Source organism: Candidatus Berkiella cookevillensis, assembly GCF_001431315.2.
Taxonomy (GTDB): domain Bacteria; phylum Pseudomonadota; class Gammaproteobacteria; order Berkiellales; family Berkiellaceae; genus Berkiella_A; species Berkiella_A cookevillensis.
Genome location: NZ_LKHV02000001.1, coordinates 516,211 through 533,405, shown reverse-complemented (window position 1 = coordinate 533,405; position 17,195 = coordinate 516,211). Strand labels below are relative to the sequence as shown.

Annotated in this window: 10 protein-coding genes; 7 read left to right on the top strand and 3 right to left on the bottom strand. The window is 38.7% G+C overall.

Going from position 1 to position 17,195, the window contains the following annotated elements; all coding sequences use genetic code 11:
• Positions 1-47: 47 nt before the first annotated feature.
• The gene (locus CC99x_RS02340; RefSeq protein WP_057625494.1) at positions 48-1,232 is read right to left on the bottom strand and encodes a DUF945 family protein; all 1,185 of its coding nucleotides are present in this window, start codon (positions 1,230-1,232) and stop codon (positions 48-50) included.
• A 447-nt stretch (positions 1,233-1,679) separates the two neighbouring features.
• Here CC99x_RS02340 and CC99x_RS02335 point away from each other — a divergent pair, with 447 nt between their 5' ends.
• The 4 genes from CC99x_RS02335 to minE all read left to right on the top strand — a co-directional run bounded on the left by CC99x_RS02335 (position 1,680) and on the right by minE (position 6,635).
• Positions 1,680-4,184 (top strand): acyl-CoA dehydrogenase, encoded by a 2,505-nt coding sequence (locus tag CC99x_RS02335; RefSeq protein WP_057625524.1) that lies wholly within the window; start codon positions 1,680-1,682, stop codon positions 4,182-4,184.
• 448 nt (positions 4,185-4,632) lie between these two features.
• A complete protein-coding gene (gene minC, locus CC99x_RS02330; RefSeq protein ID WP_057625493.1) occupies positions 4,633-5,409 on the top strand; it encodes a septum site-determining protein MinC in 777 nt (258 codons plus the stop codon).
• A gap of 102 nt (positions 5,410-5,511) precedes the next feature.
• Positions 5,512-6,348 (top strand): septum site-determining protein MinD, encoded by an 837-nt coding sequence (gene minD, locus CC99x_RS02325; RefSeq protein WP_057625492.1) that lies wholly within the window; start codon positions 5,512-5,514, stop codon positions 6,346-6,348.
• Positions 6,345-6,635 (top strand): cell division topological specificity factor MinE, encoded by a 291-nt coding sequence (gene minE / locus CC99x_RS02320; protein WP_057625491.1) that lies wholly within the window; start codon positions 6,345-6,347, stop codon positions 6,633-6,635. Before minD ends, minE begins: the two co-directional genes overlap by 4 nt.
• Before the next feature lie 852 nt (positions 6,636-7,487).
• Here minE and CC99x_RS02315 read toward each other — a convergent pair.
• Together CC99x_RS02315 and amaB are read right to left on the bottom strand one after the other, a co-directional pair.
• Positions 7,488-9,152, bottom strand: a complete 1,665-nt coding sequence (locus CC99x_RS02315; protein ID WP_057625490.1) for an AMP-binding protein — start codon at positions 9,150-9,152, stop codon at positions 7,488-7,490.
• Between the two features lie 180 nt (positions 9,153-9,332).
• Positions 9,333-10,862, bottom strand: a complete 1,530-nt coding sequence (gene amaB, locus CC99x_RS02310; RefSeq protein WP_057625577.1) for an L-piperidine-6-carboxylate dehydrogenase — start codon at positions 10,860-10,862, stop codon at positions 9,333-9,335.
• A gap of 299 nt (positions 10,863-11,161) precedes the next feature.
• Here amaB and CC99x_RS02305 point away from each other — a divergent pair, with 299 nt between their 5' ends.
• The 3 genes from CC99x_RS02305 to CC99x_RS02295 all read left to right on the top strand — a co-directional run bounded on the left by CC99x_RS02305 (position 11,162) and on the right by CC99x_RS02295 (position 17,109).
• The gene (locus CC99x_RS02305) at positions 11,162-12,574 is read left to right on the top strand and encodes an APC family permease (protein WP_057625576.1); all 1,413 of its coding nucleotides are present in this window, start codon (positions 11,162-11,164) and stop codon (positions 12,572-12,574) included.
• A 255-nt stretch (positions 12,575-12,829) separates the two neighbouring features.
• Positions 12,830-13,927, top strand: a complete 1,098-nt coding sequence (locus tag CC99x_RS02300; protein WP_057625575.1) for a M48 family metalloprotease — start codon at positions 12,830-12,832, stop codon at positions 13,925-13,927.
• 158 nt (positions 13,928-14,085) lie between these two features.
• Complete coding sequence (locus CC99x_RS02295) at positions 14,086-17,109, top strand: ankyrin repeat domain-containing protein (RefSeq protein ID WP_057625574.1); 3,024 nt, start codon at positions 14,086-14,088, stop codon at positions 17,107-17,109.
• The last annotated feature ends 86 nt before the right edge of the window (positions 17,110-17,195 follow it).

Sequence of the window (17,195 nt, the reverse complement as noted above, 5' to 3'; positions counted from 1 at the left end):
TCAAAAAGTCAACCTTTGATCCGCCTTGCTCATCAATGAAATGATAACTATTTCAAAACTGATTGACCATCCACAAACTCAAAGGGCAGCGTTGCATTGTTATCTTGATCAACAATAATTTTATTTCTAAAGGCCTCCTCAATCAAAGCAGCAATTGAATGATTGAGTTTATGGTCATGATTCTCCGTGTTTGCAACTGATTCAAGGGTAGAGTCTGCACTGACTGCACTGGAATAATATTGCGCTAGTTGAGCTAATAATACAGAAGAACCTTGAAATGCACCTTTAGCCGTAAAATGTTGGATATGTGAATTTTGGAGTGATGCATTCAATTGTAAAGCACCATACTCATGCGCATCTAATTCAAGCAAAGCCACTTTCAAGGAGAATTGATTATATGTCTTTTGATCTGACTTATTCTCAGCAGCGACAGAATGTAAAATAAGCATGTGCTGATTCTTTGAACGTGCTGTTATCTTATTGATAAAGAGTTTATTATCTTCTTTGATAATAGGATTCCCTGTGGCATTCACCTCTGATAGATGTTTACTGTCATAAGTCAACAGTAAATCTTCAACCCAATACTCTTTTCCTGCTGTCTCAAGATAAAATCCAGGTATTGTCATTTTGCCAGTCATTGTCTTCAAGTCATCAGTGAAATGCCATATGCCCTCTACACCTTGCCAAATCGTATGCTCTGCATTATTCTCAGTTACACTGATCGGCTTGGATTGTAAGCTCAGATGAATATCGTTATCCATTGAAATTTCTGTGGTTACAGATATAAAATCTTTTTCCCCAATTTCTTGTTCTAACAATGCTTTTGCTTCCTCAGAAAGATGCAATTTTGACTGAATGAGCGCTTGAACAAATAACCAATCCTTCCAATTCCCTTTTGCCTTTTGCACAAAAGGACCATGCTCAATCTCATGCTCAAGTACTATCTTAAGTGGTCTATTCATCGCAAAATTTTCTGGTGCTTTTGACGATTCTTCTCCCAATTCATCGAGAAAAGCTTTAAGCATACCATTCGTTAAAGTAATACGTGTTTTGGCATATGATTTACGCCATCCACTTTTATAATCCAGTACAGTAACCACTCCATGCTCAGGATGAGAGAGTGCTTGCGCAAAAGTGTGGAAGCGGTATTTTACCATTTGGCCAGTGAAGTAAGGTATTCCAACAACTAATACAGCAACAAGTAAGCCATAGAGAAATAACTTTCGTTTCATTGTGTGTTCACTTAATAGCTAATTTTTATGTGGCTCTAAGCTTTGAATCCAGGTGCTAAAATTAGATCAAAGTAAGAAAATCAAATTAGTAACTACGCCTCCGTAAACCTTATGGACGGAGTCAGCGGTTATACAAATTATAAGAAATTTTACACCTAAGTAGTATTTTTTATCTGAATCAAACAGCTAAGGCTATCAACTTTTGTGTCCCTAAACATAATAACGGGTATATACTCTTCACATTCGAATTTTAGGTTTTGTTGGCTGCACTCTCTCACCTTAAGTCTGCACTATTTGTGCACTCCCGGGGATTCGCTCCTTTGCCGCCTCACCTAAAAATCGACTGTTATGAGTATATAATCTTTTTTTTGATAAAAGTTCGAGTATTTGAGGTTTTTAACTACAAAAAAGGTAGTTAAAAAACTATTATTCATGGAGGCAGCAGATATGAGTACAATTTTATGGCTAATAGCGTGGGTTGGTGTATTAATTGCACTTCCCTATCATCGACTTTCCTTATTAACCAGCACGGTTGCGATTGCAGCAGGACTCATTTTAACCAGCGCTTTTAGTGGTTTATCGTGGCTACCTTTAATCGTATTATGGGGCGCATTCTTAGGTGTGGCAATATTTCTCCATCATCCTGATTTAAAACGACGCTTCATTACTTTACCCATTTATAAAACATTAAGCCGCTCACTCCCCAATCTCTCTGAAACAGAAAAAGCCGCTTTAGATGCCGGTACAGTCGGATTTGAAGGAGAATTATTCAGAGGCAATCCTAAATGGGAAAATCTATTTAAAATTCCCAAGCCCTGCCTGTCTGAAGAGGAACAAGCCTTTATTAATGGTCCCGTTCACACCGTATGCGAAATGGTCAATGATTGGGAAACAACACATGTCAACCATGATTTGGCACCTGAAGTGTGGAACTACTTAAAGAACGAAGGTTTCTTTGGTTTAATGATCCCAAAAAAATATGGCGGTAAAGCCTTTTCTGCGCTTGCTCACTCTGAAATTCTCACCATTTTAGCTGGGCGTAGCATTGTACTTGCCTCAACTGTCTCTGTGCCTAATTCTTTGGGACCTGCGGAACTCATACATCTCTACGGTACAGACGAACAAAAAAATTACTATTTGCCACGTCTTGCCAAAGGACAAGAAATCCCTTGTTTTGCACTCACAGGGCCTGATGCCGGTAGTGATGCAACGGCAATACCAGATACCGGCATGATTTGCCAAGGGCATTTCGATGGCAAAGAAATGATTGGTATAAAGCTGAATTGGAATAAACGTTATATTACGCTTGCACCTATTGCCACTTTATTAGGGCTTGCTTTTAAATTATATGATCCCAACCATTTATTAAGCGAAAAAGAAGAACTTGGTATTACTTGCTGCTTAATACCAACACATTTACCCGGCATAAAAATTGGTCGCAGACATTTTCCGATTAATGTGCCCTTTCAAAATGGTCCCACCCAAGGTCAAGATGTATTCATCCCACTCGATTATATTATTGGTGGTATCGATATGGCAGGCCAGGGCTGGCGTATGCTCGTGGAATGCCTCTCTGTTGGACGCGCTATTTCCCTACCTGCTTCCAGTGCCGGTGGCGCAAAAACAGGCTCAATGGTAACCAGTGCCTACAGCATGATCCGTCGTCAATTCAAAACACCCATTGCCAATTTTGAAGGTGTGCAAGAAGCATTGGCCAGAATTGGTGGATTCACCTATCTGATGGATTCAGTACGTTATTTAACCGTTGCAATGATTGATCAAGGCGAAAAACCTTCTGTACCTGGTGCTATCACTAAATATCACGTGACTGAATTGGGCAGAAAAATTGCCAATGACACAATGGATATACATGGTGGTAAGGGTATTATGATGGGTCCTAATAACTACTTAGGAAACCCTTATAGTAGTGTACCCGTTGGTATTACGGTTGAAGGTGCAAATATCTTAACACGTAGCATGATTATTTTTGGGCAAGGCGCTATTCGCTGCCATCCCTACATCATTCGACAAGTAGAGGCGCTACAACAGGAAAATATTGAAGAATTTGAATCTCTCTTGAACAAACATATTGGCTACACACTTTCCAATATGTCGAGAGCCTTTTTCCATGGCATCACTTTTGCCCGCTTTGCCTCTAGCCCTGACACAAGGCCTAAAATAAAACGCTATTATCAACGCCTTGCCAGAGCCAGTAGCGCTTTTGCATTGATCGCAGATCTCTCTATGGCGCTTATTGGTGGTAAATTAAAATTCAAAGAAAGTCTCTCTGGTCGTTTAGGCGATTTACTTTCTATGATGTATATGATGTCTGCAACCTTAAAACGATATAAAGACCAACAATATCCAAAAGACGATTTTGCTTTTGTACAATGGTCTTTAGATTATTGCCTCTCCAGATATTGGGATACGATGGATGACATCTTAAGAAACTTCCCCAATAAACGCGTAGCCATTTTGTTAAAGCTGCTCATCATGCCATTTGGACATGCATGTCGCCCCCCCAGTGATGATCTTAATAGAAAAGTCGTCAAATTAATGACTACTTTAGGTGAAAGCAGAAGTCGACTGATTGGCAAAGTATTTATATCAAGCAATCCTGAAGACAGTGTCAGAATTGTTGAAGATGCTTTTAAAGCAGTTCATACACACCAACACTTAATTAAGAAAGTGTATGATTCCATCAAAAATCAAAATGTGGTGCAAAGTACTTTTGAGTTTTGTATTGAATATGCTTTCAGCGCAAAAATTCTTTCTGAAGAAGAAGCTTTTCAACTAAGAGAATTAAATGAGCTGGTGCAAAAAGCTATTGCTGTTGACGATTTTTCAGCGGAAGAATTACGAGGCTTCGGATTTAACAGAGCAGAATATGAAGAAACCCCAAGGCTCAAAGTATCCGTTTTGAATCCTTCCTCTCAAAAAATAAGAAGTTAATATAGTCACAGCACATGATTTTTCGAGTAGGCGTCAAGCCTCGAGCAACCGGAGTGTACATAAAAGTACATGAGGATTGCGAGAGAGCGAAGACAACACCCTCGAAAACTCATGTGCGAAGACTATAGAATGACGGATAGGCAAAGTGAATTACTTCGCCCATCCAAAACTTTCTTTAGTATTTCTCTCTTCTCTCTTCTCTCTTCTCTCTTCTCTCTTCTCTCTTCTCTCTTCTCTCTTCTCTCTTCTCTCTTCTCAGAAAAATTTTCATATTAATATGAAAACTAACCAAATATATTTTATTTTGAAACCTAACAATATAACAAAACAAAAAGGGCAGAGTATAAATGTTGCTTATGTATTATGACCATGTTAGCCTTCATGTGCTGAAAATTTATCCGTTATTTTTCTGCATTGTAGCAATTAATATCTAGGAACAATTACCAAAATGACAACAGATGTAACCATCAAAACATCTCCTGCTTTGGCATTAAAGGGTAGCCTATTTACCTTAACTGCTATTCAGCTCTATCGTTTTGATTTACTTGAAATTGCTAATGAATTAGACAGCAAGATTAAACAAGCCCCTAATTTTTTTCAAAACACCCCGATTGTAATTGATCTACAGTCGCTTGAAATTGATTCAAGTACCCAAGTTACAGAACTCATTGCCTTATTTAAAAAGAAAAAACTCATTCCAGTTGGTATACGTGGGGCAAGCAATCGCTACAAAGATCTGGCCATCGAGGCTGGCTTAGCCATCCTGCCAGAAGCAAAACCAGCCCCCAAAATTGCTAAAACTGCGAAGCAAAGCGCACCTGAAGAAATCTCAGAAGCAACACCACATACATCGATTAAAGCAGATACCATTGAAGTGACAGAAGCTTCCAACCAAACAGGTAGCCGATTAATAACAGCACCTGTACGTTCTGGACAACAAATCTATGCACCAGGTGGTGATTTAGTGGTACTAGCCCCAGTCAGTCATGGCGCAGAACTTTTGGCAGAAGGTCATATTCATGTACATGGTCCATTAAGAGGTCGTGCACTTGCGGGTGTTAATGGCGATAAAACAGCCATCATTTATTGCAAAAGTTTAGAAGCCGAACTTGTATCTATTGCAGGGCAATATAAAATTATCGAAGATTTGAAAGAAAGTGATTTATGGAAACGCTCTGTTTGCATAAAATTAGTAAATGATCGCTTGCAGGTTGAAGCTCTGTAGTAAGCAAAATTTATAAACCCTAATTGTAACTACTTGCCTCTCTAACTTTATAGGTGAAGAGGTAAATAGTTGACCTAATTCTTAACATGAGTGAGGTATACCTTGAACGAAAAGCTAGGAAAAGTCATTGTTGTTACCTCCGGCAAAGGTGGCGTTGGTAAAACAACATCTAGTGCAGCCATTAGTGCTGGTTTAGCGGCTAGAGGACATAAAACCGTCGTCATCGATTTTGATATTGGCTTGAGAAATCTTGATTTAATCATGGGCTGTGAACGCCGCGTGATTTATGATTTTGTTAATGTCATTAACGGTGATGCAAATATTACGCAAGCGCTTATTAAAGATAAACGCATCGATAAACTTTACATCCTACCCGCCTCTCAAACACGAGACAAAGATGCCTTAACAAAAGAAGGCGTTGAAAAAGTCTTAAATGAATTGAAAAAAGAATTTGATTACATTGTGTGTGACTCACCCGCCGGTATTGAAAAAGGTGCACTCATGGCCTTATATTTTGCTGATGAGGCCGTTGTCGTCACAAACCCAGAAGTTTCTTCTGTGCGCGATTCTGACAGAATCCTCGGTGTGCTCGCCAGCAAATCAAAACGATCAGAAGATAACCTAGAACCCATTAAAGAACATCTTCTCATCACACGCTATAGTGACAACCGTGTTAAACGTGGAGAAATGCTATCTCTTGATGACGTATTGGAAATTCTATCTATTCCTCTGTTAGGTGTTATTCCTGAATCGCCTGCTGTACTCAATGCTTCTAATAGAGGTATTCCTGTCACACTGGATACCCCTAGTGACGCACGTACTGCCTATGAAAGTGCTGTAAGACGCTTATTGGGTGAAAATATACCCATGGAGCAATTCAATAAAAAATGGGCACGTAGGTTATTGGATAAACTCTCCTTGTTTAGGAGCCCAGCATGAAGCTACTAGATTTTTTAAAATTTAACTTTAACAGACCCAAAAAAACAGCGGCACAAGTTGCCAAAGAACGTTTGCAGATTATTGTTTCTCATGAGAGTGCTCGCAAAGCAAGTCCTGACATGATGAAAAAATTGCAAAAAGAGCTTTTGGAAGTCATTTGTAAATATGTTCACATCGATCAAGACAAAATCAAAGTACAACTTGAACGTCATGGCGATCAATCTGTACTTGAGCTGAATGTAACTTTACAAGAAGACACGCTTGAGAAATCAGTTGCGAGTCTGTAGTTAGATCTCAATTCAAAAAAATCTGAGAAAATTTGTAGTGGCGGACCGCTGTGTCCGCCCTCTCATTTCTAAGACCGACACAACGGTCCGCCACTACACCTGAATGAACCTACAAAAAGACTCGCTTGAGAAATCAATTGCGAGTGTGAGTTATAACAAGTTACTTCTCAGTGGCACAAAGCGCCGTATACTCCCTTTGCTGTCAAACTACGAGATGCACACATATTCTTAAGTAGAATATATTGTGTCATGCCAGCGAAGGATCATAGGCATCAACTTAAAGATAATTGAGATCTAAAATTAAGTTGAGACGCGCTTCATGCCACTTAGTGAGAGTTGTTTTAAATTTGTATTAACCTCACCCGGCCTTCAGCCACCCTCTCCTAAAATTAGGAGAGGGACGAGCAAGCACATAGTTTGTAATTGTAGGATGTTTTTTTTGAATTGAATAATGATATATGGCACTTTCCCTCTCCTGTTGACAGGAGAGGGTGCCCGTAGGGCGGGTGAGGTTAGATAAATACATAGTCGAGTCAAACGAGCAATGATTATGGCAGTAATTAAGAAATTTAAGTTGACGCCTATGATCCTTCGCTGGCATGACAACACAAATCAATTAATGCAGGTAGTGACACAACACTCAATAATCAATTTATTTTTAAAAATGAGATGTGTGCATCTCGTCTCGTAGCAGCTATCAAAGGGAGTCGCCGTCTGCGGCGGAGGGACTTTTAAAAATAGATTTAAAAAAATCCATCTGCTCACTAAAGTTGAGCCTCTTCCCTTGATTCCAAGGGAAGATAATTATTCACTTCGTTCATTTCTTAACTAACCTGCATTAGGCACAATACCCTATTTTTCCTCTCTTAACGCACGTCTTAATACTTTACCAACGTTCGTCTTTGGCAGCTCATCTCTAAACTCAACCTCTTTAGGTACTTTATAATTGGTAAGTTCAATACGACAATGCTCAATCACTTTCTCTGCCGTTAAGTTTGGATCACTCTTGACAATAAAGGCTTTTACCTTTTCGCCCTGTACACCAGCATCCACTCCTACAACAGCCACTTCTTTGACGCCAGATAAGCTGGCAATCACATCTTCCACTTCATTTGGATAAACATTAAAACCAGAAATAATGATAATATCTTTCTTTCTATCAACAATCCTAACAAAACCCTCTTGATCAATTGTGGCCATATCTCCCGTATATAACCATCCATCAATAATGACTTCAGCTGTTTTATCTGGTTGGTTCCAATATCCTTTCATGACCTGAGGCCCTCTGACACACAGCTCCCCTGCTTCTCCAATCGATACTTCACGTCCATTTTCATCCACAATTTTGACTTCTGTAGAAGGAATAGGTAAACCAATACTGCCATTAAAGGTCTTATTTTTAATTGGATTAATGGTAACAGCTGGACAAGCTTCCGTCAGTCCATAGGCTTCTACCAAAGGCACACCTGTTACCTTCTGCCATTGCTCTGCAACGGCTCTTTGCACAGACATACCACCACCAAGCGTAAATCTAAAATTTGAAAAATCCAATTGCTTAAATGCTTCATTGTGTACTAAAGCATTAAATAAAGTATTGACGCCCGTCAATACAGAAAAAGGTTGTCGTTTCAATTCTTTTACAAAGCCTGGTATATCTCTGGGGTTTGTAATTAAAATATTGGGGATGCCCACTTTTAAAAAGGTTAAGCAATTTGCCGTCAATGAGAAAATATGGTACAGCGGTAAAGCTGTTACAATGCCGCCATGCAAATTATTCCTATCTAAGGGGCTAATCCAAGCCGTTGCCTGCAAAACATTACTGATCATATTTCGATGCGTTAACATAGCGCCTTTTGAGACACCTGTTGTGCCACCTGTATATTGTAAATAAGCAATGTCACTACCATTTAAATCTGGGCGTTCATATTGCTGTATATACGATGCATTTATTGTCTGATTAAAAGATATTGCTTGCGGAATATTCCAAGCAGGCACCATTTTCTTAATATATTTTACAACCAAGTTTACAATATGCCCTTTTAGACCCGGAAATAAATCGCCAATTTGTGTCACAATGACATGTTTTACATCTGTTTTTGGCAAAGATTTTTCTACTGTGTGTGCAAAATTTTGTAATACAACAATCGCTTTAGCACCAGAATCCGCTAATTGATGCGTCAATTCACGTGCTGTGTAAAGTGGATTTACATTTACGACTGTTAAACCTGCACGCAAAATACCTATCATTGCAATTGGGTATTGCAATAGATTAGGCATCATAATAGCCACTCTATCACCTTTTTTTAACTGGCACTTCTTTTGCAAAAAGCCAGCAAATGCCTTACTCATTGTATCAATTTGATCATAACTTAAATCCACACCCATATTGGTATAGCATGTTTTATTACGATGTTCATTGAAACATTCTTCAATATAATGCATTAAGGAGGGCACGCTATCAGGATTGATATCTTTACTCACACCTTCTTCGTAACTATTTAACCAGATTTTGTCCACTCCAGACTCCTTTCTCATTTATAAATACTTATACTCTTCACATTCGAATTTTAGGTTTTGTTGGCTGCACCCTCTCACCTTAAGTCGGCACTATTTGTGCACTCCTGGGGATTCGCTCCTTTGCCGCCTCACCTACATTGTGCCCCTTGTGGGTAAAAATCGACTGCTATGAGTATATTATCAGATCTTAAATTCTATGCCTTGTGCTAAGGGCAATGTTTTACCCCAGTTGATTGTATTGGTTTGTCGACGCATATAGGCTTTCCAAGCATCTGAACCTGCTTCTCGGCCACCGCCGGTTTCCTTTTCGCCACCAAAAGCGCCACCAATTTCTGCACCACTGGTTCCAATATTTACATTCGCAATCCCGCAATCACTTCCCATGGCAGATAAGAAATATTCACTGTTTTGAATAGAATCAGTGAATATCGCAGAAGATAAACCTTGAACAACACCATTTTGTAATGTAATGGCTTCTTCGATACTTTGATAAGACATGACATACAGAATAGGCGCAAAGGTTTCTTCTTGCACAATTGGCCACTCATTTTTAGCTTTTACTAAGGTGGGTTCAACAAAATAACCTGGCATATCCAGGCGCTTACCACCAAAAATAATTTCACCACCTTGTGCTTTAATTTTTTCTATGGCAGATAAATATTGTGAAACAGCGGCTTCATCAATAAGAGGTCCCATCAAATTTTTTGTATCCAGTGGATTACCAATGCTAATTTGTGCATAAGCATTTTTCAAATGAAGGCACAATTCTTCATAACGGCGATGATGAACTATTAAACGCCGAGTTGATGTACAACGCTGCCCAGCCGTTCCAACTGCACCAAAAACAATGGCAGGAATAGCAAGCTTTAAATCAGCTGTTTCATCAACAATGATTGCATTATTTCCGCCTAATTCTAAAATAGTTCTCCCCATTCTCTTTGCAACGCTTTGATTCACCTGAATACCTGCTTTGCAAGAACCTGTAAATGAAATCAAAGGTACACGCTTATCTTGAACAAAAGCATCAGAAACAGAACGGGCTTTAGGAATAATAGAATAAAAGACACCTTTTCTACCAAACTGCTGCATCGCTTGATGGCAGATATTTTGCACAGCCACTGCACAAAGTGGTGTTTTGGAAGAGGGTTTCCAAACAACAGTATTCCCACAAATAGCAGCAATGAATGCATTCCAAGCCCACACAGCGACTGGAAAGTTAAAAGCAGAAATGACGCCAACCACTCCTAATGGATGCCACTGTTCATACATACGATGCTGCGCTCTCTCAGAATGCATCGTCAAACCATATAACATGCGCGACTGCCCCACGGCAAAATCGGCAATATCAATCATTTCTTGTACTTCACCATCACCTTCTTGTTTACTCTTTCCCATTTCAAGTGCGACCAAGGATCCTAACGCATCTTTGTTTTGCCTTAATAATTCACCCATGATACGAATCAGCTCACCCCGTTTAGGAGCTGGTATTTGTCGCCACTCATTGAAATCTTGCACTGCAACGCGCATCACCTGCTCATATTGCGACAAGCTACAGGCTGCTATGCTTGCAATAGGTGTCTGTTGACTGGGATTTTCAGACAGGATTAAATCGGCTTGTGCATCAGATATTAGCCACTCACCCGCACTTGCACCACTATTGACGTTTTTTATAGCTAATTTACTTAAAAACTGATTATCCACAAACGTCATTTGCAACTCCCATCCTTACATCTGTTTATCAAACTCATTCGAAATAATCTCTAAGCTATACGCTGTCACTTTTTATCAATTAAGTCAATTAGGTAAATTCTCATAATGATGCCTACAACAAATGATTTTCCACTCAAGCCCCACCCTAAAACCTACATTGTGCCCCTTGCGGGTAAAATTCGAATGTGAAGAGTATATATTTATTGCTACAATCCTCCAGTGTTTGAAATGAGTAAGCAACACAGATCTCATTAAAGCATACAGATGAAAATAGAAAAGCAAAGAGAGAGGGGGGTTCATTGGCTACGCACGCATCTAAAGGTAATGCCGCATCACTTGGTATTTTTACGCTGGCCATGATCAGTGTCTCTGCAATTATTGCATTGCGCAATCTCCCTACACTCGCTAAAAATGGCACGAGCATTATTATAATACTCAGCTTAGCTGCTTTCCTATTTTTTATACCCGTTGCACTGGTATGCGCAGAGCTTGCTGCAGGCTGGCCCAAAGAAGGCGGAATTTATGCTTGGGTTAAAGAGGCTTTTGGTGAGCAATATGGTGCTTTAGCAGTATGGTTAGAATGGATTGAAAGCGTGGTATTGCTACCAACCGTACTATCCTTTATTGCTGCTAATATTGCTTATATTTTACAGCCTGAATTGTCCAATAATCGATATTTTATGTTTGGTGTAATGGTTACCGTCCTATGGTGTGGCTCGTTACTCAACTTCCACAGTACAAAATCTTCGGGCTTTGTGAGTACGATAGGGATCATTGCTGGCAGTGTCATACCTGGTATTGCCATTATTCTGCTGGGCGCCTATTGGTTTCAAAGTGGTCAGCCCATTCAAGTTGAATTAAGTATGCAAAGCTTAATTCCAGAACTCAACTTCTCAACGCTCGCATACTTTACTGTCATCGCATTAGGTTTTGCCGGTATTGAAGTAGCTGCTTTTTATGTTCAAGATGCCAAAGATCCACAGCGCACCTTTCCTATCGCAACCTTTATTTCAGCAACGATTATTATCATTATCTATATGCTAGGCGCTTTAAGTATCGCAATGGTCATACCTAAAGATGAGCTCAATTTATCTTCAGGTATGATGCAAGCCATGCAGAAATTTTTTAATTTGCTTGAAGTACCGTGGGCAACACCTTGCTTTGCCTTTCTCACCGTCGTTGGCGGATTAGCATTATTGAATACTTGGATTTTGGGGCCAAGCAAGGGATTACTATCCAGCGCGGAGAATGGTAATTTACCGGCTTTCGCTAAAAAAACCAATCGACATCATTCTCCCGTTGCTATCTTGCTGATGCAGGCTATTATCGGAACGATGCTTGTCAGTATGAATTTATTTATCCCTACCATTAACCAATTCTATTGGATATTTCAAACCCAAGCAGCTCAGCTTATCTTGCTCATGTATTTAATGATATTCTTCAGCGTCATTAAACTACGCTACTCTCAACCCAATACACCACGCAGATTTCGTATTCCAGGAGGCAAGCTTGGTATATGGCTCATTGCGGGCACAGGCGCACTTTTTAGCCTTTGCGCTTTTCTGGTGGGTTTTGTGCCACCGAAAGAATACCAATTTATGGATCCACTCCTTTATAGCGGGATCTTAGTGGGTGGTATCATCCTTTTCTCTTTACCACCTTTTGTTTGGCATACATATAAGAATAAGAAACAGAGTCATTCTCCTATTTAAAAAATTCCCCTCCCAACACCACAGAAGATTAGGGTAGAGGAGATTACAAAGACCTCTACCCCAACAATTAGTTGATTAACTTATTTATCTCTATGATCTTTTTAACAAAATTCAATCATATGTTGACTTTCTAACTACCGATCTTTATACTTCAACGGACTAAATAGCGGGATGAACGGTATTGCTGAAAATAGCAGATAAAATATACTTTCCACTTAATAAATTCATAAAATTATCATTCAGACGGAGAAAATCATGTTGTTTCGAATTTCCCCTACCACGGAAACCAATCTCAAATCCTTTGTGGCATTTGCTGCCATGCTCACTCTCACCGGCTTTATCGGTAGCTATGTAGCGGGCGGTTTAGGCGTATATCTTAGCTTAGGTTTTGCCTCTACCTTCACATTCGCAACACTCTGGTATTGCCGTGAAATTTCACTCTGGCTCATGAATGCAAAGGAAGTAAAAACAGGCAATAAGCCAGAAGGCTTTGATTTAAATAAAATGGTAGAAGAACTTTGCAGCAATCCTAACATTAATCTTAAAACCAAACCTAAAGTTTGTGTGATTAAAAGTGATAAGAAAAATGCTTTTGCAACAGGTAGAAGTAAAAATCATACAGCTATTGCTATTACAACAGGATTATTAAAAGAAGCCAAAGAGAAGGCCGGTGGCGATATGCTCAAAGCGTCACGTTGGATAGAAGCAATCTGGTGCCATGAATTAGGTCACATTGTTCATCATGATGTTGCAACCAAAGGTGTCGTTTCTATTCTTTCAAGTGCATTGAGAATTTTAAGCGAATATATTTACGATCAAAGACGTGATCGTGAAAAAGATAAGAAAAATAACAGCAAAGATAATAAAGATAACCAAGAAAGTACTTCTTTTCTTCAAATCGTTACTGAATATCTTTTATTTTACTGGGTTATTCCCTTCACAGGTACTTTACTGAGCTTATGTCTTTCTCGTGCACGTGAGTTTGCCGCAGATGATATGGCTAAAAAATGTGGTCGTGCAGAAGACTTAGCACAAGCATTTGAGAATCTTTTAACAACCTCTGAATTCAAAGGCGGCAAGCATTCGCATTCACATACTCACCACACTTGCCCACACATGGAAGCTTTAAGCTCAATGATGTGCTTAAGTTTAGATCCTGAAGAAGATCAAAAGCGCGTAGATACGCTTGCTGACAAAAACATTGGTTGGTTCAAGTGGTCTTGTTTACAATTAGCGCAATTAACTTCTACACATCCAGCCATGGAAGATAGAATTAAACGCTTACGCACCAACGATGATGCAACAACAAATACGACAGAAAAACCTGCAGCGGCTGTAAGAGCAACTGCTTAGTATTTGGTGTAGGCGTATATACACAGTATAAAAAGGCCGAATTACTTAATTCGGCTTTTTCTTAATTTAAATAGCATTTTCAAGGTTCCTAGCATATTCTCTCTGTATAACTTTGATGCTAAGATGAGAAACTTATTTTTCATCTGGCCTCTAAGATCATGCTAAACAGTCTTATAAAAATTATTCAAAATACCCAAATTGACGAAGAAACTGCGCTTGCGCAAATTAATCTTCTCTTGTCCAAGAACCCTATTGATCTTGATGTGCCATCACTTAAAGCCATTACAACACCTTTAATTGAAGCTGCAAAACGAGGCTTCACCAAACTCGTTGCCTATTTAAGTGCTCAAGGATTGCCCATCAATGAGGTTTCACAAAATGGACACACCGCATTAACAGCTGCCATTTTTGCAGAAAAAATCGATACAGCGCTTTATTTAATTTCGCATACGCAGCAATTAATACCCTCCTTACAAGGACACACGACGCTGCATGACGTTGTTGAAAAAGGCCAAATCTCTTTAATTTCTCCTTTATTAACAATACACCCTGAACTGCTTAATCAAGAGACAGATGAAGGTGAAACTGCATTATTTCTTGCTGCCAAACAAGGTAACTTAGCGGCTATTCAGGTACTTTGCGCACAAGGCGCCAATCCAATACAAAGCAATGCGCATGGAATATCCCCTACAGCGATTGCCTTCATTGAAGGACATATAGAGACACTCGCCTTTTTAATGAACGAATGCCACACCAGCCCTCTTGCTTCGGATAGCATTGCAAATCAACATCACATTCTTGATCAAATGGTGGTGAACAAAAGAAATTTACAAAAAATAAAATGCTTAAAATTATTTATTGCAGCAGGTGCCGGTTTATCGGTAGATTTTTTATCGGATGCGGCGCTCAGCATTTTAAAATTAAAACGATCACAATTACATGATTTTTTGTTACTCGTTAAATCAGTAGATGCACACAATGCAATCACAGAACGATTTATTACGCATCGCACACAACTTGAAAACACCCTAAAAAGCTCACCACAATTCTTAGACATACAAAAACTTGTTAATATCGCTCAACATCATTTATGCATTGAAAACAATAATATAAAAAAAACACAGCAATTATTACTGAAATATTTACCTCAAATCTCTTTGTCCTCTGACACCTCTGATTTAACTGTATTTGCGCAAACAACAGAACATCACTCGCATGATAAATTACCCAGTAAAAGAGAAATGATATACTTACATCAAGACGTTCTTTTACCTTTTTTATGCGATGGTTTAAATCGCCTTGATAGATTAAGCAACACCTTAGAAAGAAAACTCTCTTTTAGTTGTGAGACACTTTGCAAAGCCAATCAATCAGATAACGGCATAGAAAAGACGCTCACCTATTGGCTCAATACCCTACAAGATCTCATCTATGCAGCACATAATCCTGCAACTCGAGAAATCACATTTAACAAAAAGCTCATATATGACATTGTGCATGATGAATTTGATGCAATATACAACAAATTCTTACTACTCTTTCAGATTACAAAAAATGATGGCACCATCACTAAGCATGCTGCCTTAATTGATCAAAAATTGCGTCAGATCTTAAAAGAAAACAGTGCAGCACTGATATATTCAAATGTGGGATTCTATAATTCACTATGGGATGCACAAGCGCTCGTTACCATCAAACTAGCACATTGGCATCTCAATGAAGGGAAATACAATGAAGCGCTAGCACTCTCATTAGAATCTCTAGAATTTAATGAAAAAATGCTAATAAACAATCCTTATCTACAAATATCTGCTAATCACACAAAAGGATTGTGCTTAAGTACAGCCGCCTATGTTTTTATTCGACACGGATGGACAAGCAAAGCAACACATCAATTACAAGAAGCAATCGCCTTACAAACAGTTTGTAACTTGCATGATCCTTTGCTATCTGAAAGCTGTCTCTTGCTTGCAGATGTCTTTATAGAGCAGAAAAAACCAGAAAAATATACAAAGATAATTACTATCCTAGAATCAACGCATCAATATCTGAGCAAATTAGAAAAAATTGCGTCAAAAGACAAGCAGGCTTCTATACAAATAGAAAAAAATAAATTAAAAGACAAAATATCACAACTCAAAAAATTGTATATTCAAAATAAAATTGCTTTGATGAGAGAAATGCTTTCCCTATTTGGTACTATTTCACAGCAAAGCAACGAAGTGATTTTTCAGTACAAGCCATATATCCTTCATGATTCTAATAAGCATCTATTTGATATATTTATTAAGAAGAATGCGTTTATCACAAGAAGGAACAAACGAAAGATCGTATTTAATAATAATTGTTTATTCAATGCTGATTTTCTCGAAACTTTAACTGAACTCAAAAATATTCTAGCTATAGCCAATATTGTAACAGAAAAAGCGAGTATTAAAGATACTGAGCATAAACTTGTTGATCTGCTACATGATAAACTACAGGGCTTAACGCTCAGCGCATCCTTAGACGAACTTGTAACAGAATCAGATGATATAAAGCACACAAGCGATCAAATATGTGCTTCCTCCATTCAAGAGGAGATTCAAAGTTCTACTTTAGACTCAAATATAAAAGATGAAACCACACTCTATACACTTTCAAACTCAAGCAGACAAGAAGATGAAATTGTATTAGATACGCCTGAAGTCATTACACCACATTCTGTCGTATCTTCCACACATGCATATAGCAAAGCTCAAACTCATGAAGCAGAAAATTTTGGATTCACACCACTACCAGGCTTTACGCCTATCGTTGCTATTAGCTCTAATCGCTTGGCCAAACATAGCTTATTCATGACAATGCCTGAAGATTCACGCGTCTTTGCACCTTTTTACAAACTCATACGCAATGAGTCAAGCACAGATTACTATGATATACCCGCTATCTCTGCCAAAGGCCATAATAAACAAGGTATCAAAGTAGGCACCATGCTTGTCCAACATCCCAAAAAACGGGCTGAGAAAATTGCATATGGTCGACTCAAAATTTTAGGCAAAAGTATTGGCACACTGCGTGCCCATGGCTTTGTCGAACAAACCATTACGCTACCCAATAATAAGCAACGCAAACTTTTTGTTTTTAGAGAGGAAAATGTAACGGACAAAAAAGCAGAACAAAGAAGTAATTATAAATTCTAAAAAAGTCGGCAAAAATAAAAAGGCGGATGTAAGATCCGTCTCCGTACCGAGTCAAAAGCGATTAAAATACAACTCATGCCTTAATT

Bases quoted from the DNA above. Each gene is read 5' to 3' on its own strand.
- minE (WP_057625491.1), top strand. From the start codon at position 6,345: ATGAAGCTACTAGATTTTTTAAAATTTAACTTTAACAGACCCAAAAAA.
- CC99x_RS02340 (WP_057625494.1), bottom strand. From the start codon at position 1,232: ATGAAACGAAAGTTATTTCTCTATGGCTTACTTGTTGCTGTATTAGTT.
- CC99x_RS02335 (WP_057625524.1), top strand. From the start codon at position 1,680: ATGAGTACAATTTTATGGCTAATAGCGTGGGTTGGTGTATTAATTGCA.
- CC99x_RS02295 (WP_057625574.1), top strand. From the start codon at position 14,086: ATGCTAAACAGTCTTATAAAAATTATTCAAAATACCCAAATTGACGAA.
- amaB (WP_057625577.1), bottom strand. From the start codon at position 10,862: ATGACGTTTGTGGATAATCAGTTTTTAAGTAAATTAGCTATAAAAAAC.
- CC99x_RS02300 (WP_057625575.1), top strand. From the start codon at position 12,830: ATGTTGTTTCGAATTTCCCCTACCACGGAAACCAATCTCAAATCCTTT.
- minC (WP_057625493.1), top strand. From the start codon at position 4,633: ATGACAACAGATGTAACCATCAAAACATCTCCTGCTTTGGCATTAAAG.